Here is a 20,211-nt window from a genome sequence, read left to right on the forward strand (position 1 = left end):
CGTCAAGCCATACCGGGCGACCGGCCGCCGGCAGGACGAGCACACAGGGAGTTGAAGATGCGGGACGAGGGCGCCCCCGGCTCGGGTGCGAAGCACAATCTGGGACGTCAGCTGAACTTCGCGGCCAAGTCGGCGCGAAGCTATCTTGAGCAGCATCTGTCCGGCGCCGGGTCGAGCTTCGCGGTGTGGACCGCGCTGTTCGCGCTGAAGGCCGAGGGCCCGCTGATCCAGCGGGAGCTCGCCGAGATCCTGGGCGTCGAGGGTCCTACGCTGACCCGTCACCTCGCCCGGATGGAGGCCGAGGGCCTGATCGAGCGCCGCCGTACGAGCGCGGACCGCCGCGCCGCCATCGTGCACGTGACCGACGCGGGCGAGGCGATGCACGAGCGGCTGTCCGCCATCGTCAGCGCGAGCGGCGACATCGTCCTCAAGGGCTTCTCGCCCCAGGAGATCGCGGAGTTCGTGAGCTACCTGAACCGCATCGTCGAGAACGTCGAGGCGGCCACCCCGTCGCGCCGTACCGCACCGGCGGCCCATCACTGACCTCGGCTCTTCGTGACCCGGCGCCACATCGCGTGTCAGTCGAGGATGCGGCAGATGAGGGCGCCGGCGGAGAGGGTGTCACCGACCGTCGGCGCCAGATCCGCGACCACGCCGCCGCGGTGGGCCGGCACCTGCTGTTCCATCTTCATCGCCTCGATCACCATGACCAGGTCGCCCTCCTCCACGCGTCCGCCCTCGGCCACCGCGACCTTGACCACCGAGCCCTGCATCGGGCTGACCAGGGCCTCCCCGGCCGGTGCCGTCAGGGTGGCCGTACGCGACGACGCGCGCCGCAGCGTCCGGCGGGCGGCCGGCGCCCGTGCCCCCGCGAGCACCAGCTCCGGCACCACGACCTCGACCCGGCGGCCGTCCACCTCGACGGTGAGGCTCTCGCGCGCCGGGGGTTCGGGCGTCTCGGCCGGTGGCGGGACGATCCGCGCCGGGATCCGCCCGGCGAACTCCTCCTCGATCCAGCGCGTGTACACGCCGAACGGCTCGCCGGTGAACGCCGGGTCGCGGACGACCGCGCGGTGGAACGGCAGCACCGTCGCCAGGCCGCCCACCTCGAACTCCTCCAGCGCCCGCCGCGCCCGCTCCAGCGCCTGCGCCCGGTCGCGGCCGCTGACGACCAGCTTGGCCAGCATCGAGTCGAACTCCCGCGCGATCGCGGTGCCCGCCACCGCGCCGGAGTCCACCCGTACGCCGGGGCCCGACGGCGGCTCCCAGTGCGTCACGACGCCGGGCTGGGGCAGGAACCCGCGTCCCGGGTCCTCGGCGTTGATCCGGAACTCGATCGCGTGGCCGCGCACCGGCGGATCGTCGTAGCCGAGCTCCTCCCCGGCCGCGATCCGCAGCTGCTCGCGGACCAGGTCCAGGCCGGTGACCTCCTCGCTCACCGGGTGCTCGACCTGGAGCCGCGCGTTCACCTCCAGGAAGCTGATGTCCCCGGCGGTCCCCACGAGGAACTCGCACGTGCCCGCACCCACGTAGCCCGCCTCCCGCAGGATCGCCTTGGAGGCGTCGTAGAGGCGGCCGGTCTGGTCGTCGGTCAGGTACGGCGCGGGCGCCTCCTCGACCAGCTTCTGGTGCCGGCGCTGCAGCGTGCAGTCGCGGGTGGACACGACGACGACGGCCCCGTGGGCGTCGGCCAGGCACTGCGTCTCGACGTGGCGGGGCCGGTCGAGGTAACGCTCGACGAAGCACTCGCCGCGGCCGAACGCGGTCACGGCCTCGCGGGTCGCGGAGGCGAACAGCTCGGGGATCTCCTCGAAGGTCCGGGCCACCTTCAGCCCGCGCCCCCCGCCGCCGTACGCGGCCTTGATCGCGATCGGCAGGCCGACCGTGCGCGCGAAGGCGACGACCGCGTCCGGGTCGGCCAGCGCCGAGGGCGAGCCCGCGACCATCGGGGCGCCCACCCGCGCGGCGATCTCCCGCGCGGCCAGCTTGTCCCCCAGCGCGCGCATCGCGGCGGGCGGCGGGCCGATCCAGGTCAGTCCGGCGGCCAGCACCGCCTCGGCGAAGTCGGCGTTCTCGGACAGGAAGCCGTACCCGGGGTGCACGGCGTCCGCGCCGGAGCGCTCCGCGACCTCCAGCATCTTCCCGATGTCCAGGTAGGTCTCGGCGACGGACGAGCCGCCCAGCGCGTACGCCTCGTCGGCGCGGCGGACGTGCGGCGCGTCGCGGTCCTGGTCCGCGTACACCGCCACGCTGCCGATTCCGGCGTCGCGGCAGGCGCGGGCCACCCGTACCGCGATCTCCCCACGGTTGGCGATCAGCACGTTGCGCATGGCTCCTCCAAGACGACCGGTCATGACAGGGCGAACGTCGCGCCGAAGATGGCGGCGGCGAATCCCGCGGCGGCGAACAGCGTCCGGAGCCGGTTCGCGCGCGCCCATCGCGCGCGCAGGCGGGCCCAGTCGTCCGGGAGGCCGGCGGCCGCCCAGCCGTCGATGCGGCGGTTCATCGGCACGTTGCGCAGCTCCGAGACGAGGGCGACGCCGATGATCCCGGCCGCCGCGAGGCCGAAGGACACGCGGGCGGGCGTCGAGGGGACCACCACGATGAGCACGAGGCCCACGGCGAGCACGATCTTGTTCACCCGGGGCATCAGCGGGTCGAACCCCGGGTCCAGCAGCCGGTGCACCTCGATCCAGCGCTCGCCGCCCAGCGCGCGGAGCATCGGCACCATCGCCATCTCCACCGCCATGAGCACACCGGCCAGCGCCCCGGTGCCCAGCAGGAACAGGCCGATCAACGGCACGCGCAGCATCACGGACCCTCCATGGTCAGAACTCGAAACCGGTGTCGAGCATCAGTGAGTAGCTCTGGCGGTAGGCGAACGTGCCGAACGTCGCGCGCATGAACGCGTTGCGCAGCCCGCACGCGAGGGCGCCGCGCGGCCGGCCCATCGAGCCGATCCACCAGGAGGTGTCGACCATGTCGGCCGTACGGTCGCGTCGCCGCTCCTCGTAGTCGCGCAGCGCGGCCTGCGGCGACGGCGCGGACGCCAGCAGCCCGCCCAGCGTGATCGCGCTCTCGATGGCCTGCCCCGCGCCCTGGCTCAGGTTGAGCGTCATCGGGTGCGCCGCGTCGCCGACGAGCGTCACGCGGCCGTCGCCCCACCGCTCGCCCGGCGGCCGGTCGAAGATCTCGATCGGCAGGATGGCGTCCTCGGCGGTCGACGCGACGATCCGCGGGATCGGCCCCGGCCAGTCCCGGTACGCCTCGGTGAGCGCGTGGCCCTTGCCGTACCGGATCGTGTCGAAGCGGTCGCGGACGCGATCGCTGGTGATCGCGTCCCAGTAGACCTCGTGCTCGTTGAGCCGGCAGTACAGGAAGCGCAGCCCCCGGCCCCACAGGTTGAAGAAGGTGCCGGTCGGCACCAGGTCCTCGCCGGGCAGCCGGGTGATGGCCTGCCAGGCGGTGTAGCCGGCGTGGCGCGGCGGCGCCTCGTGCCAGCGCCGCATCGCGCCGCGCACGCTGGAGCGCAGCCCGTCGGCGCCGATCAGGACGTCGCCGCGGACGCTGGAGCCGTCCTCGAAGTGGGCCGTGACACCGTCGGCGTCCTGGTCGAAGGAGGTGAACCGCGCGCCCAGATGGACCGCCTCCCCCGCTTCTTGCATCAGGATGCCGTTGAGGTCCGAGCGGCGCAGCGCGATCGCCGGCGCGCCGCACTCCTCCGCCTTCGGGTCGATCCGCCAGCGGGCGAGGCGGCGGCCGGAGGACGAGCGGAACTCATGGAAACTGATCCGCTCGCCCGCGGCCGCCACCCGGGTGTCCAGGCCGACCCTTCGCAGCGCGAGGATCGCGTTGTGCCAGAGCATGAAGCCACCGCCGGTGAGGAGCCGGCTCGGCTCCTCACGCCGCTCGAAGACCTCGGCCTTCACGCCCTCGCGGCGCAACGCGATGGCCGTCGTCAGGCCCCCGATCCCGGCGCCGATGACGATGACTCTGTCTGCTCCAGGCATGTGACTTCCTCCGCGCCGCGTGGTGGTCAGGCCGGCTGGCTGTCGAGCGTCGCCCGCACGTCGAAGATCTTGCGGACGATGCCGCCGTCCGCCCAGTACGGGTACATCGGGGCGGCCATCTGGCGGTGCACCGGGTCGTCCTCCCAGGCGCGGAAGGCCTCCTCGCTCTCCCACTCGGCGAGCAGGATGTAGGTGTTCGGGCTCTCGGTGTCGCGGATGAGCTGGTCGCGCAGGTGCCCGGGGGTGCCGCGTACGGTCTCGGTGACCTGGCGGTACGCCTCCTCGAAGGGCTCGCGGTGCTCTTCCTTGATCGTGGCGTGCACCATGATGCGGACGGTCATGACTGGGAGTTCCTTCCTTGGGGGGCGGCCGGCTCGCGCGCGCCGACGTCGTCCAGGATCGTTTTCTGCGCGGCTTCGCGGAGCGGGGTCAGGGCGGCGCTGAGCGCCTGGCGTACGGGACTGTTCTCGAACGCCTCGAGGTGGGCGGCGGTCTCCCAGTCGGCCATGATCATGTACGTCCTGGGCTGGTCCTTCTCCCGCAGGAGCGACTGTCCCAGCAGGCCGGCGTACTCCTTGATCTTCGGAGCCGCCTCCGCCCACACGTCCTCGAAGGAGCCTTCGCATCCCTCACGGACGCGCATCTTGAGCACCGTACGGACCATGATGATCTCCTTCGGGGGGCTAGATGCCACCGTCGACGTTGAGGGTGGCGCCGGTGATGTAGGAGGCCGCTCCGCTCGCCAGGAACAGGACCGCCTGCGCGACCTCCTCGGGCCGGCCGATCCGGCCGACGGAGATCATCTGGTTGTAGCGGGCACGGCCCTCGGCGTTGACCGCGTTCATCTGGTCGGTGTCGATCAGGCCGGACGCGATCGCGTTGACGCGGATCCCGCGCGGTCCCAGCTCCTTGCAGAGCGCACGGGTCAGCCCCATGACGGCCGCCTTGGAGGCCACGTAGTGCGAGGCCGCGGGCATGCCGTGGTTGGCCACCGCGGAGGTGATGTTGACCACCGAGGCGGTCGGCGCGAACACCGACAGGGACTTGCGGATGGTGTTGTACATCCCGGTCAGGTTGGTGTCCAGGACGCGCTGCCACTCCTCGGGCCCGAGCTTCTCCAGCGGCAGGTGGCTGATCACGCCGGCGTTGTTGACCAGCAGGTCGACCGGGCCGAAGCGCCGGTGCGCCTGCTCGACCAGCCGGTCCACCTCGCCCGTTTTCGTGACGTCGCAGCGCGCGATGAGCTTGTCCGAGCCCATCTGCTCCAGTTCCTCGGCGAGGGTCCCGACGTCGTCGCTGTCCCGTACGTAGCAGGTGCTGATCATCGCGCCCTGCTGGGCCAGCGCGAGCACCGTCGCCCGCCCGATGCCGCGGCTGCCGCCGGTGACGATGGCGTGCTTGCCCTTCAGCTCGTAGTCCATGGCCTTCTCCCTACTCGCGGTGTGGTCGGTTACTACGCGGCATCGGCCCAGCCCCCGCGGGACCGCTGCCACGAGCGGGCGCCGGGCCGGGCGGCGGGCTGCCAGCGGGCCGGCTCCACGCGCGGCGCGGCGTCGGGCGGGCGGCGGCGCGCGATCGCCGTCAGCACGGTGACCAGCGCGGCCAGCTCCGCCGGGTCGAGCCGGCCCGCGGTCACCTGGCAGAACGGCTGCTGGTCGCTCACTGGGGGCTCTCGACCCGGCTGGCCAGCGCGGCCTGCTCCACGATCTGCTTGATCCGGGCCATCTGGACCGCGCTGTTGGTGTTGATCCGGTCGGTCATCTGCGCGTCGTCGACCGGCGCGGCCGGCTTCATGTGGAAGTCCTGGGTCCAGCGCATCTCCACGCCGTCCTCGACCTCGCGGTAGGCCCAGTGGATGTTCATGTACTCGAACGGCCCGGTCTCCACGCGGCGTGCGTTGACGACCTGGCCGGCCCGGTCCGGCGTCCGCTCGGAGACCCAGCTCCAGACGATGCCGTTCTCGTCCGGGTGCATGGCGAGGCGGAACCGGACGGTGTCGCCCGCCCGCTCCAGGACGGTCGCCTCGGCGTACTCGCTGAAGAGCGTGACCCAGGACGGGACGTCGTTGGTCATGTCCCAGACCAGGTCGAAGGGCGCGTCGATGACGATGGCGTTCTCGGTGTGACCGGCGGCGGCCGGGGCGCCGAGCGCCTCCTCCACCGCGTCGATCAGGTGGCCGAACGTCTCACACTCCTCGACGTCGACGCCGAGCTCGACGCCGTACTGCTTCTCGAGTGAGGCGATGACGCTGAGCAGGCCGAGCGAGTCGACGTCGAGCTCCTCGAACGTGACCGCCGGGCGGCGCTCGACCTCGCTCATGTCGATGTTCACTCCGGTGGAGGTGCGGACGATCTCGCCGAGTTCGGCGAGCGTCGGAGTCGTACCGGGCATCTGCTTCGTCCCTTCGCTGAGTTTCGGTGCGGCCGTTCAGACCGCCCGCACCACCAGTGCGGCGTTGAATCCGTCGAATCCCCGTGCCACCAGCAGCGCCGTACGGACCCGGCCGTACCGGGCCTCCCGCACCAGGTCGATCTCGCAGCCGGGGGCCAGGTGCGTCCCGCCGTACGTCGGCGGGATGACGCCGCTCCTGATGGCGAGCAGCGCGGTGACCGCGTCGAGCGGCGGGCCGCCGGCGTACAGCCGTCCGTAGAGCGACTTCGGCACGGTCACCGGCACGCCGCGCGGGCCGAACACGGCCGCGAGCGCCCGTGCCTCCCGGCGGTCGAGCTCGGGCACCCCGGCGCCGTCGGCGAAGACCACGTCGACGTCGGCGGGACCGATCCCCGCGTCGGCGAGCGCACCCTCGATCGCGCGCCGCAGCGTGGGCGGACGGCCCGAGCCCGGCCGCGGGTCGAATGACGCGGCGTACCCCGCGACCTCCCCGTACGGCCGGTCCACCCCGCGTGCGAGGGCGTCCTCCTCGTTCTCCAGGATCAGGATGGCGCCGCCCTCGCCCGGCACGTAGCCGCACGCGTCCACGTCGAAGGGCAGGTAGGCGCGCCGCGGGTCCGGCTCACGGCTCAGCAGGCCGGAGGCCAGCTGGCAGGTCAGCGCGTACGGGCCCACGGGCGCCTCGGTGCCGCCGGTGACGACGACCTTGGCGTCCCGGCGCAGCGCGCGCTTGGCCTGCCCGAGCGAGTCCAGCCCGCCGGCCTGCTCGGAGACCAGGACCCCGCAGGGCCCCTTCATGCCGTTCTTGATGGACAGCTGGCCCGTCGTGGCGGCGTAGAACCAGGCGATCGACTGGAACGGGCCGACCGACCTGGGGCCCTGGCTCCACAGCGCCTCGATCTCGCGCTGCCCGAACTCGTTCCCGCCCGAGGAGCTGGCCGTGATGACCGCCATGTCGTACGCGGGCGTCTCGGCCGGCACCAGGCCGGCGTCGGCGATCGCGCGGTCCCCGGCGACGAGCGCGAGCTGGGTCCACCGGTCGGTCTGCACGTTGAGGCGCGGCTCGCAGTGCTCGCCGTCCTCCAGGCCGACCAGCCCGGCGATCTTCACCGGATAGTCCTCGGCGTTGAAGCGGCTGATGGTCCGCAGCCCGCTCACCCCGGTGAGCGTCGACTCCCAGAACGTCGTCGTGTCCGCGCCGTTGGGGGCGATCGCCGCGATCCCGGTGACCAGGGCGCGCCCGCGCGAGGCCTCAGCCACCTGCGGCCACCGCCCCGGGCCGGGCCAGCAGCATGGCGGTCTGGAACCCGCCGAAGCCGCTGCCCACGCTCAGCACCACGTCGCTGCGCTGGTGGCGCGCGGTGAGCGGCACGTAGTCCAGGTCGAGCGCCGGGTCCCGCTCGCGCAGGTTGGCGGTCGGCGGCACCACGTCGTGCTCGATGGCGAGGGCGGAGGCCGCGATCTCGATCGCGCCGATGGCGCCGAGCGAGTGCCCGACCATCGACTTGATCGAGCTCATCGGGATCTCGTTCGCCCGCGCGCCGAGGCTGGCCTTGACCGCGGCGGTCTCGTGCCGGTCGTTCTGCTTGGTGCCCGACCCGTGCGCGTTGACGTAGTCGATGTCGCCTGGCACCACGCCGGCCCGGCCCATCGCCACGCGGATCGCCTCGGCCATCTCGAGCCCGTCCGGTTTGAGGCCGGTCATGTGGAAGGCGTTGCTGCGCTGCGCGTACCCGGCGATCTCGCAGTACACGTGCGCGCCGCGCCGCCGGGCGCGTTCGGCGTCCTCCAGGACGAACACCGCGGCGCCCTCGCCGAGGACGAAACCGTCGCGGTTGGCGTCGAAGGGCCGGGAGGCGTGCGCGGCGTCGTCGTTGTTGGGCGACGTCGCCTTGATCGCGTCGAAGCAGGCGACCGTGATCGGGGAGATCGGGGCGTCGGTGGCGCCGGCGATGACGACGTCCGCGCTGCCCTCTTCGATGAACTCGGCGCCGTGCGCGACCGCGTCCAGGCCGGACGTGCAGCCGGTGGAGATCACGCTGACCGGCCCCTCCGCGCCGCAGTCCCAGGCGACCTCGGCCGCGATCGTGCTGGGGACCAGGGCGCGGTACAGGTGCGGCGAGGCCTTCGTGTGGTCGACCACCCACCGGCTGCCCGAGTCGCTGACCACCACGTACTCCTGTTCGAGCGTGATGGTGTTGCCGACCGCGCTGCCGATGCTGACGCCGATCCGCCCCGCGTCCAGCGCTCCCAGGTCGATGGCGCTGTCCTGGACCGCCTCGCGGGCGCAGACCAGCGCGAACTGCGAGCACCGGTCCGTACGCTCGATCTCCTCCTCGGTCAGCCCCTCGGCGACCGGCTCGAAGTCGACCTCGGCGGCGATGCGGGAGCGGAACCCCTCGGGGTCGAACAGGGAGATGCGCCGGGTGGCCGTGCCGCCCGCCGTGAGCATCGCCCAGAACGCCTTGGCACCGATGCCGCCGGGCGCGACCACGCCGATGCCGGTGATGACGGCGCGCCGTCCCGTCATCGGACCTCTCCCGCGGGCTCGGGGTACGGCTCGGTGTCCACGTGCCCGAGCTCGGGCCGCGGGGCGAGCGGCCCCAGGTGGAAGACGACGAACGCCGGCTCCTCCCCCTTGTTCTCCAGCCGGTGCCGGACGTTCTTGGGGATGAACAGGCCCTCGCCCGGCGCGACCGGCACCGGCTCGCCGTCGAGCCGTACGGTCAGCCGCCCGCTCACCAGGAAGAGGAACTCCTCGGAGTACGGGTGGTAGTGCTCGCTGACGCTCTCCCCCTCCTCCAGGGTGAGCACGCCCATGAAGCCCGAGGTCGACTTGACCGTGGCGGGGCTCAGCAGCGTCCGCAGGTCACCGCCGCGGCGGCGGTTCGATGGCACGTCGGACGCCGCGATCTTCGTCCAGCCTGCAGTGGTCACTGGCATTCCCTTCGGTGTTCCGCCCTCAGAGCGGCTGGTTTCCGTGCTTGCGTACGGGCAGCGACTCGCGCTTGGACCGGAGCATCTCCAGCCCGGCGCAGATGACCGACCGCGTGTCACGCGGGTCGATGACGTCGTCGATGAGGCCGCGCTCGGCCGAGTAGTAGGGGTGCATGAGCCGCTCTCTGTATTCCGTGACGAGCGTGGAGCGGAGCGCGTCGGGGTCGGCGGCCTCGGCCAGGCGCCGCCGGTGGATGACGTTCGCCGCACCCTCGGCGCCCATGACGGCGATCTCGTTGGTGGGCCAGGCGAAGGACAGGTCGGCGCCGATGGACCGGGAATCCATGACGATGTACGCCCCGCCGTACGCCTTGCGCAGGATCACCTGGATGCGCGGCACCGTCGCCTCGCAGTAGGCGTACAGCAGCTTGGCGCCGTGCCGGATGATGCCGCCCTTCTCCTGGTCCACGCCGGGCAGGAAGCCGGGGACGTCGACCAGCGTGACCAGCGGGATGTTGAAGGCGTCGCAGGTGCGCACGAAGCGCGCGGCCTTCTCCGAGGCCTCGATGTCGAGCACGCCGGCCAGGACCGCGGGCTGGTTAGCGACGATCCCGACGGTCCGCCCGTCCATCCGCGCCAGGACGCAGACGACGTTGCGCGCCCAGTCGGCGTGGAGTTCGAGGAACTCCCCGTCGTCGACGATCTCGGTGATGACGGCGTGCATGTCGTACGGCTTGTTCGGCTCGGCCGGGACGATGTCGGTGAGCGCGTCGCACCGCCGGTCCCGCGGGTCGTCGGACGGGTGGCTCTGCGGCTCCTCCCGGTTGTTGGGCGGCAGCAGGGACAGCAGCGCGCAGATGCCCTCGAAGCAGCTCTCCTCGTCGTCGTAGACGAAGGTCGCCAGGCCCGAGGTGGAGGAGTGGACGTCGGCTCCGCCGAGCCCCTCCTGGGAGATCTGCTCGCCGGTGACCTCCTGGATCACGTCCGGACCGGTGAGGAACATGTACGAGATGCCGCGCACCATGAAGACGAAGTCGGTGAGCGCCGGCGAATAGGAGGCGCCGCCCGCGCACGGCCCGAGCATCACGCTGATCTGCGGGATGACGCCCGAGGCGCGGACGTTCCGGCGGAATATCCCGCCGTAGCCGGCGAGCGCCGCGACGCCTTCCTGAATGCGCGCGCCGGCGCCGTCGTTGAGCCCGACGAGCGGCGCGCCCACCGACTCCGCGAGGTCCATCACTTTGTGGATCTTCTGCGCGTGCGCCTCGCCCAGGGAGCCGCCGAAAATGCGGAAGTCGTGGGCGTAGAGGAAGACCTTGCGGCCGTCGACGGTCCCCCATCCGGTGACCACTCCGTCGGTGTGCGGGCGCCGTTTCTCCAGGCCGAATCCGCTCCCCTGATGACGGCGCAGCATCTCGAGTTCGTTGAACGATCCGGGATCGCACAAGCGCTCGATCCGCTCGCGGGCGGTGAGCTTGCCGCGCCGGTGCTGCCGTTCGGTGGCCTCGGGCTCGGGGCCCAGGTAGACCTCCTGCCGGAGCAGGGCCAGGGCGTCCACCCGGTCCATCAGCCAGGCGGCGGAGGGGGCCGCCGCCGGGCGGTGCCCGTTCGTCGGCTCCGTGCCGCGGGTCACTGTCATGGGAACTCCCGCCTTATGGATGTCTCACCGGGATGGGCGCCAGAGGTAGAACTCCTCGGCCATCGCGTCCCTCGGGCTCCGCCACGTCGGCGGGTCGTACGCCGAGATGAGTCCGGACAGCTTCTGGTTGACGTCGATCCACAGCGGGTTCTCGCGGACCTCGGCCAGCGGAGCGGCGAGCGAATCGTCGCTTTCGATCGAGTGGAAATAAAGATCGTGGAAGCGGTAGAGCCGGCGTTCCCGTACCCCCAGGAGATGCGGAAGCTCGCTATTGTCGGATTCGGCGAAGATGCGCTTCACCGCCTCCGCGTTCTCGCGGTCCATCTTGGCGACTATGAGCGTTCGCGACATCACAGCCTCCTTCCGTTTTCAACCTGCCGGGCTTCATCGTGGGGGAAAGCAATAAAGCCCTCGTTAAGGTCCCGTTAGCGATGAACGGGAAACGTCCTGAGGCGTACGCGAGGCCGGGAACACGGCTTGACATCCGGGCGCAGACGACTAGCTTTGATTACGTAGCTTGCTATCTAGTTGCCGGCGGCTACCCCGCCGCCCTCCGGCCGAGCGAGGAAGATCGATGAGCTCAGACGCCATTGACATGACGATGATGATCGTTAGCCACGACGCGTTCCGCCGTGACCTCGGGCATCTGGGGCGTGCGGTCGAACACCGCAGCGCCGAGGACCCCGACCGCCGCCAAGCGGTGCGTACCGGCTGGGAGATGTTCAAGCTCCAGCTCGAGAACCACCACACCAACGAGGACAAGAGCATCTGGCCGCGGATGCGCAACGGCCTGCGCGACCGCCCCGACGACCTGCTCGTCCTGGACGCCATGGAGGCCGAGCACGACCAGATCGACCCGCTGCTCGCGGCGGTCGACGGCGCCCTGGCCGACCCTGAGGCCAGCCAGGACAGGTTCGCCCAGGCGATCGCCGCGCTCGACGCGTCGCTCACCGGCCACCTGACCCATGAGGAACGCGACGCGCTCCCGCTCGTCGACGTGGCGCTGACCCCGGCCGAGTGGCAGGAGACCGCCAAGGACATGCGGGACCTGATCGGCCTGAAGGGCGCCGCGGACTTCTTCCCGTGGCTCCTCGACGGCGCGCCCGACAAGGACGCCGACACGATCCTGAAGCTGATGCCCGCGCCCGCCCGCATGATGTACCGCCGCATGTGGGTCCCCAAGTACGCCAAGGAACAACGCTGGGGGTGACCCCGCCGAGATGCCGGGCCCGCCGCACGCCACAGGGGTGGCGGGCCCGCGAGATGGAGTCACTGTGCGATCCTGGCTGGTCGACATCGATGGCCCGGTCCACGTCGCCGACTTCGGCGGCACGGGGCCGACCGTGATCCTGCTGCACGGGCTGGGCGGCTCACACGCCAACTGGCTCGCGGTGGGCGCGCGGCTGACCCGGATGGGACGGGTCCTCTGCCCCGACCTGCCCGGCTTCGGACGCACCCGGCTCGCCGGCCGCAAGTCGTCGCTGGAGGCGAACGAGCGCCTGGTGAACCGGCTCCTGGACCTGATGGGCCGGCCGCCGGCCATATTGGTCGGCAACTCGATGGGCGCCACCATCGCGCTCCGCCTCGCCGCGGCGCATCCGCTGCGGATCGCCGCGCTCGCGCTGATGGCCCCCTGGGTGCCGTTGCCGCGCGCCGCGCACGCGGCGGCCGCCGACCCGGCCCTTCGCACCATTCTGGAGAGCCCGTCCGCGGTGCGCGCGCTCCTGCGCGCCCAGGGCACCCGGACCCCCGACGCGACGCTGCGCCAGATCATCAAGATCGGCTGCGTCCGGCCCGACCGGATCCCGCCGGAGGTCCTCGCGGCCGCCCATCAGATCGCCCGCGAACGCGCCCTGCTGTCGCGCACCGAGGACGGATTCGCCCCGGCGGTCTCCTCGCTCATCGAGTTCACCCGGCACTCGGACGCGCTGCCCACGTCCATCGGCGCGATAAAGGCCTCGACCCTTGTCATGCAGGGCACCGAGGACCGGGTGGTGCCACCCTCGGTCATCCAACGATTGCGGCAGAGCCGGCCGGACTGGACTTACCATATGCTCGAAGGCGTCGGCCACGTTCCGCAGTTCGAGGTGCCGATACAGGTGGCCGACACCATCGTCGACTGGGCGCACAACGGCTATGTTCCGCAAGCCCCGGCCACATAAGGCCAAATCCTGAAGAATAGTTGATGTTAGTCTTCTATTCCACCCGAGTACGAGATTCCTAATACCGGCTCACGGTTCGTATTTTCAGATTTCCAGATGGGTCCAGCAGGCTCTATGTGTTATATCTGAGGGCGGCAATGTCGGAGATTCGTATCCTCCTCGTGGACGATCGTGCCATTACGCGTCATGGACTGACCGCGACACTCCGGAACATCCCGGACCTGGCCGTCGTGGGAGAGGCCGCCGACATCGCGGGCGCGGTCCGCCAGACCGGAATCCTGGGCCCGGACGTCATCCTCGTGGACGGCATGGCCGAGCGAGCCGAGCCCATCGAGCTGATGAAGGCCCTGACCCGCAGCCTCGGCTCGTCGGTCCCTGCGGTGCTGATCCTGGCCGACGCCCCGGAGGAGCGCTTCTACCAGGCGCAGAACGAAGGCGCCCGCGGCCTGCTGCTCAAGCAGTCCAGCACCGACCACCTCTGCACCGCGATCCGCATGGTCGCCGCCGGGTACTCCCTCTTCCTGGCCTCGGCCTTTCCTCCTTCGGCACCGGAACGGAACGCTCCAATGTCGCCGGCGAAGGCTCCGGCCGACCGGCTCTCCGAACTGACTCCCCGCGAGTTCGACGTGCTCCAGAAGGTCGTCCAGGGCTACACCAACGCCGAGATCTCGCGGAAACTCTCGCTCAGCGAGGGCACCGTGAAATCCCACATCCAGCACATGCTGACCAAGCTCAACCTGAGAAACCGCGTTCATGCGGTCATCTATGCCTTCGAAATCGGCTTAGCCCCCGCGGCGGCGCCGAGGCCGTTCCCGGAAGCCGGACCCTCCCCTCGAGCTGACGCCAGACGGTCAGCTCGGCCGGGCTTGGAGGTACGTCCGGAATCAGCCGCTCAGGGTGAGCCGGCGGAGGTTCCCCGAGCCGAGCCCCGTCCGCTTCTACCTCCGGCTCGTCCTGCTCGTCCGAGTGTCCGTGCTGCGCAACGATCAGGCCCGCAGCTGCCCCGAGAATCGCGGCACCCTCAAGGAGATAACGCCCGATACTGCGCCATAGACGCGTAGGCACCCGCATTTTTCCTCGCCTCCGCACAACCCGGCGTTATCCGTCCCCATCAGTGTGCCAATCGCCTGTTAAGAGTCGATGAAGTCTTTACTTTTACAAGACGAGTCATGTATCTCTTACAAATATGAGAACAGATGGGAAACGGCGACTTCCGTGAAAGATACTTAGCATGCTAAGTTGTTGCGTAAGGACGTATCGGAGGTCAGGGATGAGCAAGCTCTCGTACGGCGATGCCGTGAACGACGCACTCGACCGCCTGCAGGGAGTGGGGTTCGAATTCGGGCCCGGCTTCGTCAACCACGCGCCGATGGTGGCCGAGACGCTCGCGACGATCGGCTGCCGCGACCAGGTCGCCGCCTGGGTGGAGGACAACAAGCAGCTCCGCACGTACCTCGACCCGCCCGAGGGCGGCACGCCGCTCGACGGCGACGACCCCGCCGAGTGGAAGGCCGCCCTCGGCGACTTCCGGCGCGTCGTGGACTGGGTCGAGATGTTCGACGCCCGGTTGCGCCGCCGGCCCTGGACCGAGGTCCTGGTCGAATGGTGGCCGCGCCTGCTGCCCGGCATGTTCGGCATGCTCACCCACGGCTTCATCCGCACGGCGCACGCCGTTCGCAGCCTCGACGCCACGTCCGAGCCGGGCGCGCTGCAGCTGCGCGAGCTCGCGCAGGGGCTCGGCTACTGGGCGGCGCGCTACACGCCGGTCCCCGCGGCCTCGGAGCGGAGCCTGCTGCTCCTGCCGGCCGCGCGCGAGCACGTCGGCTCGTCCCTGAGCGCGTTGACGGTCACCGCCGCGGGGCTCTACGCGGAGCGGGCGCCGCGCCCGTCCATCCCGCTCGTGCACTCGGTGACCGCGCCCGCCGCGCTCCGGTTGTTCCTCCCCCGGCTGCCGGCCGACCTTCACCGGCCCGCGTACGACACGCTCCGCCAGGCGGCCGCCGCCATGTGGGACATCTTTCCCGGCGGCGGCACCGGCGCGCCGGCCGCCGCGCCGGACTACGTGGCGCCCTCGACCGAGCGCCTGCTCGTCGACGCCGTCGACTTCGGCGACGAGCACACGATCAAGCTGGCCGAGGCGTGCAAGCGGGAGAACGCCCTGCTGCCCGACGAGCGCTACCCCGCCGCGGCCGACACGCTCCTGACGAAGATGAAGGCGGACGGCTTCTGAGCCACCTGCCACGAAGAAGGCCTCCCGGAGGACCGGGAGGCCTTTCGCGTCGCCCATTCCCTCTACTCGGCCTTGTAGCCGATCACCACGGTCTCCTTCGCGGGGAGCGGAAGCGCGGTGATCCCGGTGAAGCCGGCCTCCTCGAGCCAGCCCTCGCAGGCGTCGGAGGTGTACTCACAACCGCCCGGCGACGACGTGAGCATGTACATGCTGAGCAGCAGGTTGTCGAGCCGGCGCCGCTCGGGGTCGAGCATGGGGTCATAGACCAGCAGGGCGCCGCCGGGCTTGATCGCGTTGAAGGCCTTCTTGATGAGCTCCTTGCGCTGCTCCTCCGACCAGTCGTGCAGCGCGTTGCCGAAGATCAGCACGTCCGCCTCGGGCAGCGGGTCCACGAAGAAGTCGCCCGGGTGGAACGTCAGCCGGTCGGCCACGCCGCGGTCGGTGACGAGCTGCTTGAAGAACGCCGCCACCGGCGGCAGGTCGAACACACCGCCGCGCAGGTGCGGGTGCGCCTGCGCGATCGCCGAGGCCAGGTTGCCGCGCGCGCCACCGCAGTCGACGAAGCTCTCATAGCGGCTCCAGTCGAACACCCTGGCCAGTTCCGGGCCGATGGTGCCGTTCATGGTGTCCATGCCGGTGAAGAAGAACTGCAGCGCCATCGGGTTCTGCCAGATCTGCGCGAACGGGACCTCGCCGTTCTCGTCCTCGCCGTGCGCCCGGCCCGTCTTCAGCGTGTCCACCAGGCCGTCGAACGCGGGTGAGAGGAAGTTGACCGTCATGTCGAGGAAGCTGCCGAGGTAGGTCCTCTGGTCCTGGGCGAGGTAACGCGCGGCGTCCGGGGTCGTCGAGTAGCGCTCGCTCTCGTCGCGCTCCAGAACCTCCATCGCCACCAGGGTGTCGAGGAAGTCGCGGAAGGCGCGCGGGTGCACGCCGAGCCGGTCCCGCAGCTCCGGCTCGGTCAGCGGCCCCTGGGACAGCGGCGTGAACACGTCGAGCTGGATCGCCGCCTGCAGGATCTTGGTCTTCATGAAGGACCAGCCGGACAGCATGATGTTCAGCGGGTCCACCTGGTCAGTGGTGATCGCGGTCATTGCGTCATCCTCCTGTTCGGTGCCGGCCTTCTCACCGGCCGTTTTCGTGGTCCGTCACAGAGTCCACAGGTCCGCCCGCGCCAGCGCCTCGTTGTCGGCGGCGAGGATGGCCTGCTGTACGAGCTGCACCTCGTGGCCGGGCTCGATGCCGAGCTCCTCCACGAGAGAGGCGCGTACGGTCCGGTACACGCGGAGGGCGTCGCCGGTACGCCCGGTCCGGTACAGCGCGACCATGAGCCGGGCGCCGAGCCCCTCGTGCAGGGGGTTCTCGGTGACGAGCTCGCGCAGCTCTCCGACGAGGTCGCGGTGGCGCCCGAGGTGGAGGTCGACATCGATCCGCCGTTCCAGGGCCGCGAGCCACATCTCCTCCAGGCGCAGCCCCGCGCCCTCCAGTACCGGCCCCATGCGCAGGTCGCCGAGGATCGGCCCGCGCCGCAGGGACAGGGCCTCCTCGTAGTACTTGGCGGCGAGCTCCAGCGAGCCCTCGGCCCAGGACTTGCGACCGGCCGCGCAGAACTGTTCGAAGTCGACGACGTCGAGCCCGCCCTCGTCCACGTCCAGCCGGTAACCGGGCGGTTGGGTGACGAGCCGGCATCCCGGCGGGGTGCCGTCGTGGGCGGCGAGGAACTTCCGCAGCTGGGAGACGTACACCCGCAGCGCACAGAGCGCCGTCGCCGGCGGCACGTCGCCCCACAGCTCCTCGATGAGCGTGTCGACGGAGACGATCGTGTTCGCCCGGACGAGCAGGGTGGCCAGGATCGTGCGCACCTTGTTGGCGCCCGGCCCCTCCACGACCCCTGTGCCGTCATGGACCTCTAGGTTTCCGAGAAGTGCGAACCTCATCGTGGCTCTCCTTTTCGCCAGGCGGCGGATTCAGATCTCGAGGCGAAGGTGTCCGCTCCGGAAGAACGTCAGCGGCCCGTCTTCGCGCTGGGCGCCGAAATCGACGACCCGTCCGATGACGATGAGATGGTCACCACCGTCGATCACCCGGTGGAGAGTGCACTCGAGATAGCCGAGCGCATCGTCGAGAATGGGGACTCCGGTGGCCCCGTATCGCGACTTCACGGTGGAGAAATGAGGATGTGCCTTGGTGGCGAAGGCCCGGCAGACCTCGGCCTGGTCCTCGGCGAGGATGTTGACCGCGAAGGACTCGGTCTGTTCGATCACCGGCCATACGCGGGACAAGTGGTGGATACAGAAGAGTACGAGCGGCGGATCGAGGGATACGGAAGTGAAGGAGTTGACGGTCACCCCTACCGGCTCGCCTCCCGCCTGGCTCGTGATGACCGTCACTCCGGTGACGAACAATCCGCACACTCCGCGGAATGCCCGCGTGTCGAGAACACTCGAATGTTTCGCTGAATCGTTACGGGAAGCAATCATGTCCATCTTCAGACGACTCCGTCACACAGCGATGTTTCCGGAACGACGTAAAGTCCCGGCTAACAATTGATAAGACTAACCAGCGACCGGTCGGCTGGCTTCAGCAGTTGTGATGAAGTTCGCCCGGCACCTGAAGGCACTCGACCCGTACTTTCTCCTTGCCGTCCTAAGCCATTCGGCGGAATCTCCGCCTTTCGGAGGAGGGCCGCGGGGCGGAGCCCCGGTGGTGCGGCGGCGCTCAGAGCGTCCTCACGGCCGGAGAGGGCGTCACGGACATCTCGGCATGCGTGATCTTCTCCGAGGCGCTCCGGCAGGCTCTGATGGCCTTCTTCGCGTGATCGCACCGACCGAGGCGCGGCGGGCCTTGGTCGTGGCCCCTGAAAACGGACGAACGCACACACCCGGGTCGATGAGTACCGCCCGCGATGGTTTTATCGCCGGGACTGTTCACGGATGGTCATCAATGGCAGACTCTGCCCGCGTTATGGTGATCGGAGGTGGAGTCCGTGGCGCTTGGCGCCCACTCGGCGAGCCGGCCCACCGTCCGCCGCCGGATCGTGGGAGCTCAGCTACGCCGGCTGCGTGAGGCCTCCGGCGTCTCACGCCGGACGGCGGCGGGTTCCATCGGGGTCGGCGAGTCCAAGCTCGGCCGGATCGAGGTCGGCCGTACGGGCCTCGAAGAGCACGACGTGAAGCAGCTGCTCGAGCTGTACGGCATCCACGACGCCCAGGAACGCGACGCGCTGCTGGCGCTCGCCCGCGAGGCGAACCGGCCAGGCTGGCTCCAGGAGTTCAGCGGCGCGATGCCGGCGTGGTTCCGCCCGTACGTGGACCTCGAAGAGGCCGCCCAGGTCATCCGGACGTACGAGGTGCAGTTCATCCCCGGGCTCCTCCAGACCGAGGACTACACCCGCGCGGTCGTCAGGCACGGCCTGGCGGACCCGTCCGAGGACGAGGTCACCCGGCGGGTGGAGCTGCGGCTGCGGCGGCAGCGCATCCTGACCGCGCCGAACCCGACGCGCCTGTGGGCCGTCATCGACGAGGCGGCGCTGTGGCGCCCGATCGGCGGCTCGGACGTGGCACGGGCCCAGCTACGGGCGCTGCTGGACTCCGCGCGGCTCCAGAACATCACGGTGCAGGTGATGCCGTTCCGCGTCGGCGGTCACGCGGGTGAGGCCGGCGCGTTCACGATCCTGAGGTTCCCCGAGCCGGAGCTGCACGACATCGCGTACGTGGAGCAGCTCACCGGCGCGATGTATCTGGAGCGCGACGACGACATGGACCACTACGGCGCCGCGATGGAGCGGCTGTGCGTGCAGAGCGCGTCGCCGGAGGAGTCGATGGACCTGATCAGCAAGATCATCCGGGAACTCTGAGCTCAGAGCTCCCGCATGATGCGGCTCACGGTGTCACGGATGGCCGTCGCCGGTTCGGCGTCGATGCAGAGCCGCTCCATGACCGCCAGGTAGTGGTCGATGTCCTCGCGCTTGTCGAGGTAGAGAGCGCTCGTGAGCTGCTCGAGGTAGACCACGTCGGGCAGGTCGCGCTCGGCGAACCGCAGGATGCTGAACGGCCCCCCGGCCGCCGCGTGCCCGCCCAGCTCGAACGGGACGACCTGCAGTGTGACGTTGGGCGAGTCGGTCAGGTCCAGCAGGTGCTGGAGCTGCTTGCGCATCACCGGGACGCCGCCCAGCGGACGGCGCAGCACCGCCTCGTCGACGACCGCCCACAGGTGCGGGGGCTCGTCGGCCTGCAGGAGCGACTGGCGCCGCATGCGGAGGCCGACGCGGCGCTCCACCTCGTGCCCGGGGGCGTCGGGGTGGCCGAGCAGCGTGACGGCGCGTGCGTAGTCCTCGGTCTGGAGAAGCCCGGGGACGAACTGCACCTCGTACGCGCGAATGCGGGACGCGGCCTCTTCAAGGCCGATGTAGACCTCGAACCAGTTGGGCAGGATGTCGGAGTAGCTGTGCCACCAGCCCGGCTCGTTCGCCTGGTCGGCGAGCGCCAGCATCGCCTCGCGCTCGTCTTCGCCCATCACGCCGTACAGGGTCAGCAGGTCCGCGACGTCACGGCGGCGGAACCGTACGCGGCCCAGCTCCATCCGGCTGATCTTGGAGTGGGACGCGCGAATCGCTTCGCCCGCCACCTCACAGGTGATCTGCCGTTGCTCGCGCAATCGACGCAACTGCGAACCCAGCACGATCCGCAGCACCGTCGGACCACCGCGGTGGTGACCGAACATGTCGCTGACGGCTGCCTCGCCGCCAGGCTGGGACCCGATCATGTGCTTCCCCTAAGGACACTGGAGTCGGCCCAGTGTCCCACTCGCAGTTACTGATGCAACCCCCAAGGTAGCGTCGCTTCG

23 protein-coding genes and 1 pseudogene are annotated in these 20,211 nt (G+C 70.3%); 6 read left to right on the top strand and 18 right to left on the bottom strand.

Going from position 1 to position 20,211, the window contains the following annotated elements; genetic code table 11:
- Positions 1 to 57: 57 nt before the first annotated feature.
- Positions 58 to 543 carry a MarR family transcriptional regulator gene (locus QWU11_RS12155; RefSeq protein WP_290105282.1) on the top strand — a complete coding sequence of 162 codons (486 nt, stop codon included), beginning with the start codon at positions 58 to 60 and terminating at the stop codon, positions 541 to 543.
- A gap of 35 nt (positions 544 to 578) precedes the next feature.
- Here the strand turns inward: QWU11_RS12155 and QWU11_RS12160 are convergent, their stop codons facing one another.
- From QWU11_RS12160 to QWU11_RS12225, 13 genes are all read right to left on the bottom strand, one after another.
- Positions 579 to 2,330, bottom strand: a complete 1,752-nt coding sequence (locus QWU11_RS12160; protein ID WP_290105283.1) for a biotin carboxylase N-terminal domain-containing protein — start codon at positions 2,328 to 2,330, stop codon at positions 579 to 581.
- Positions 2,331 to 2,350: 20 nt separating this feature from the next.
- Positions 2,351 to 2,812: an anthrone oxygenase family protein gene (locus QWU11_RS12165; RefSeq protein WP_290105641.1), complete on the bottom strand. Its 462-nt coding sequence runs from the start codon at positions 2,810 to 2,812 to the stop codon at positions 2,351 to 2,353.
- Between the two features lie 16 nt (positions 2,813 to 2,828).
- Positions 2,829 to 4,010, bottom strand: coding sequence for an FAD-dependent monooxygenase (locus tag QWU11_RS12170; protein ID WP_290105284.1), 1,182 nt, complete (start codon positions 4,008 to 4,010; stop codon positions 2,829 to 2,831).
- Positions 4,011 to 4,036: 26 nt separating this feature from the next.
- The gene (locus QWU11_RS12175; RefSeq protein ID WP_290105286.1) at positions 4,037 to 4,351 is read right to left on the bottom strand and encodes an antibiotic biosynthesis monooxygenase family protein; all 315 of its coding nucleotides are present in this window, start codon (positions 4,349 to 4,351) and stop codon (positions 4,037 to 4,039) included.
- Entirely contained in the window at positions 4,348 to 4,674 is a 327-nt protein-coding gene (locus QWU11_RS12180) for an antibiotic biosynthesis monooxygenase family protein (protein ID WP_290105287.1), read from the bottom strand. Before QWU11_RS12180 ends, QWU11_RS12175 begins: the two co-directional genes overlap by 4 nt.
- 19 nt (positions 4,675 to 4,693) lie before the next feature.
- Entirely contained in the window at positions 4,694 to 5,431 is a 738-nt protein-coding gene (locus QWU11_RS12185) for an SDR family NAD(P)-dependent oxidoreductase (RefSeq protein ID WP_290105288.1), read from the bottom strand.
- Positions 5,432 to 5,463: 32 nt separating this feature from the next.
- Positions 5,464 to 5,673 (bottom strand): acyl-CoA carboxylase subunit epsilon, encoded by a 210-nt coding sequence (locus QWU11_RS12190; RefSeq protein ID WP_290105289.1) that lies wholly within the window; start codon positions 5,671 to 5,673, stop codon positions 5,464 to 5,466.
- Positions 5,670 to 6,401, bottom strand: coding sequence for an SRPBCC family protein (locus tag QWU11_RS12195; RefSeq protein ID WP_354670838.1), 732 nt, complete (start codon positions 6,399 to 6,401; stop codon positions 5,670 to 5,672). The genes QWU11_RS12190 and QWU11_RS12195 overlap by 4 nt, the downstream gene beginning before the upstream one ends.
- Before the next feature lie 36 nt (positions 6,402 to 6,437).
- Positions 6,438 to 7,661, bottom strand: coding sequence for a ketosynthase chain-length factor (locus tag QWU11_RS12205; protein WP_290105290.1), 1,224 nt, complete (start codon positions 7,659 to 7,661; stop codon positions 6,438 to 6,440).
- Entirely contained in the window at positions 7,654 to 8,931 is a 1,278-nt protein-coding gene (locus tag QWU11_RS12210; RefSeq protein ID WP_290105291.1) for a beta-ketoacyl-[acyl-carrier-protein] synthase family protein, read from the bottom strand. The genes QWU11_RS12205 and QWU11_RS12210 overlap by 8 nt, the downstream gene beginning before the upstream one ends.
- Positions 8,928 to 9,338, bottom strand: a complete 411-nt coding sequence (locus QWU11_RS12215; RefSeq protein WP_290105292.1) for a cupin domain-containing protein — start codon at positions 9,336 to 9,338, stop codon at positions 8,928 to 8,930. The genes QWU11_RS12210 and QWU11_RS12215 overlap by 4 nt, the downstream gene beginning before the upstream one ends.
- A gap of 25 nt (positions 9,339 to 9,363) precedes the next feature.
- The gene (locus QWU11_RS12220) at positions 9,364 to 10,905 is read right to left on the bottom strand and encodes an acyl-CoA carboxylase subunit beta (protein WP_290105649.1); all 1,542 of its coding nucleotides are present in this window, start codon (positions 10,903 to 10,905) and stop codon (positions 9,364 to 9,366) included.
- A 96-nt stretch (positions 10,906 to 11,001) separates the two neighbouring features.
- A complete protein-coding gene (locus QWU11_RS12225; RefSeq protein ID WP_290105293.1) occupies positions 11,002 to 11,328 on the bottom strand; it encodes a TcmI family type II polyketide cyclase in 327 nt (108 codons plus the stop codon).
- Positions 11,329 to 11,551: 223 nt separating this feature from the next.
- Here QWU11_RS12225 and QWU11_RS12230 point away from each other — a divergent pair, with 223 nt between their 5' ends.
- The 3 genes and pseudogenes from QWU11_RS12230 to QWU11_RS12240 form a co-directional block, all read left to right on the top strand.
- Complete coding sequence (locus QWU11_RS12230; protein ID WP_290105294.1) at positions 11,552 to 12,187, top strand: hemerythrin domain-containing protein; 636 nt, start codon at positions 11,552 to 11,554, stop codon at positions 12,185 to 12,187.
- Between the two features lie 64 nt (positions 12,188 to 12,251).
- On the top strand, positions 12,252 to 13,139 hold the full coding sequence (locus QWU11_RS12235; RefSeq protein WP_290105295.1) for an alpha/beta hydrolase: 888 nt from the start codon (positions 12,252 to 12,254) through the stop codon (positions 13,137 to 13,139).
- A gap of 137 nt (positions 13,140 to 13,276) precedes the next feature.
- Positions 13,277 to 13,897 (top strand): annotated as a pseudogene (locus QWU11_RS12240) (response regulator transcription factor); the annotation flags it as partial.
- Between the two features lies 1 nt (position 13,898).
- Here QWU11_RS12240 and QWU11_RS47285 read toward each other — a convergent pair.
- Positions 13,899 to 14,210 carry a DUF6059 family protein gene (locus tag QWU11_RS47285; protein WP_354670840.1) on the bottom strand — a complete coding sequence of 104 codons (312 nt, stop codon included), beginning with the start codon at positions 14,208 to 14,210 and terminating at the stop codon, positions 13,899 to 13,901.
- Positions 14,211 to 14,409: 199 nt separating this feature from the next.
- Here QWU11_RS47285 and QWU11_RS12245 point away from each other — a divergent pair, with 199 nt between their 5' ends.
- Positions 14,410 to 15,369 (top strand): questin oxidase family protein, encoded by a 960-nt coding sequence (locus QWU11_RS12245; RefSeq protein WP_290105297.1) that lies wholly within the window; start codon positions 14,410 to 14,412, stop codon positions 15,367 to 15,369.
- Positions 15,370 to 15,431: 62 nt separating this feature from the next.
- Here the strand turns inward: QWU11_RS12245 and QWU11_RS12250 are convergent, their stop codons facing one another.
- From QWU11_RS12250 to QWU11_RS12260, 3 genes are read right to left on the bottom strand one after another with little or no spacing between them, the layout of a single operon-like run.
- Positions 15,432 to 16,460 carry a methyltransferase gene (locus QWU11_RS12250; RefSeq protein ID WP_290105298.1) on the bottom strand — a complete coding sequence of 343 codons (1,029 nt, stop codon included), beginning with the start codon at positions 16,458 to 16,460 and terminating at the stop codon, positions 15,432 to 15,434.
- Between the two features lie 54 nt (positions 16,461 to 16,514).
- A complete protein-coding gene (locus QWU11_RS12255) occupies positions 16,515 to 17,303 on the bottom strand; it encodes an AfsR/SARP family transcriptional regulator (RefSeq protein ID WP_290105299.1) in 789 nt (262 codons plus the stop codon).
- Positions 17,304 to 17,333: 30 nt separating this feature from the next.
- Positions 17,334 to 17,852: a flavin reductase family protein gene (locus QWU11_RS12260; RefSeq protein WP_290105300.1), complete on the bottom strand. Its 519-nt coding sequence runs from the start codon at positions 17,850 to 17,852 to the stop codon at positions 17,334 to 17,336.
- A 500-nt stretch (positions 17,853 to 18,352) separates the two neighbouring features.
- Here QWU11_RS12260 and QWU11_RS12265 point away from each other — a divergent pair, with 500 nt between their 5' ends.
- The gene (locus tag QWU11_RS12265) at positions 18,353 to 19,222 is read left to right on the top strand and encodes a helix-turn-helix transcriptional regulator (protein WP_290105301.1); all 870 of its coding nucleotides are present in this window, start codon (positions 18,353 to 18,355) and stop codon (positions 19,220 to 19,222) included.
- 2 nt (positions 19,223 to 19,224) lie between these two features.
- Here QWU11_RS12265 and QWU11_RS12270 read toward each other — a convergent pair whose 3' ends face one another.
- Positions 19,225 to 20,130, bottom strand: coding sequence for a helix-turn-helix transcriptional regulator (locus QWU11_RS12270; RefSeq protein ID WP_290105302.1), 906 nt, complete (start codon positions 20,128 to 20,130; stop codon positions 19,225 to 19,227).
- Positions 20,131 to 20,211 lie beyond the last annotated feature (81 nt).

Origin of the sequence: Actinomadura sp. DC4, from assembly GCF_030406325.1 — a bacterium.
Lineage (GTDB): Bacteria > Actinomycetota > Actinomycetes > Streptosporangiales > Streptosporangiaceae > Actinoallomurus.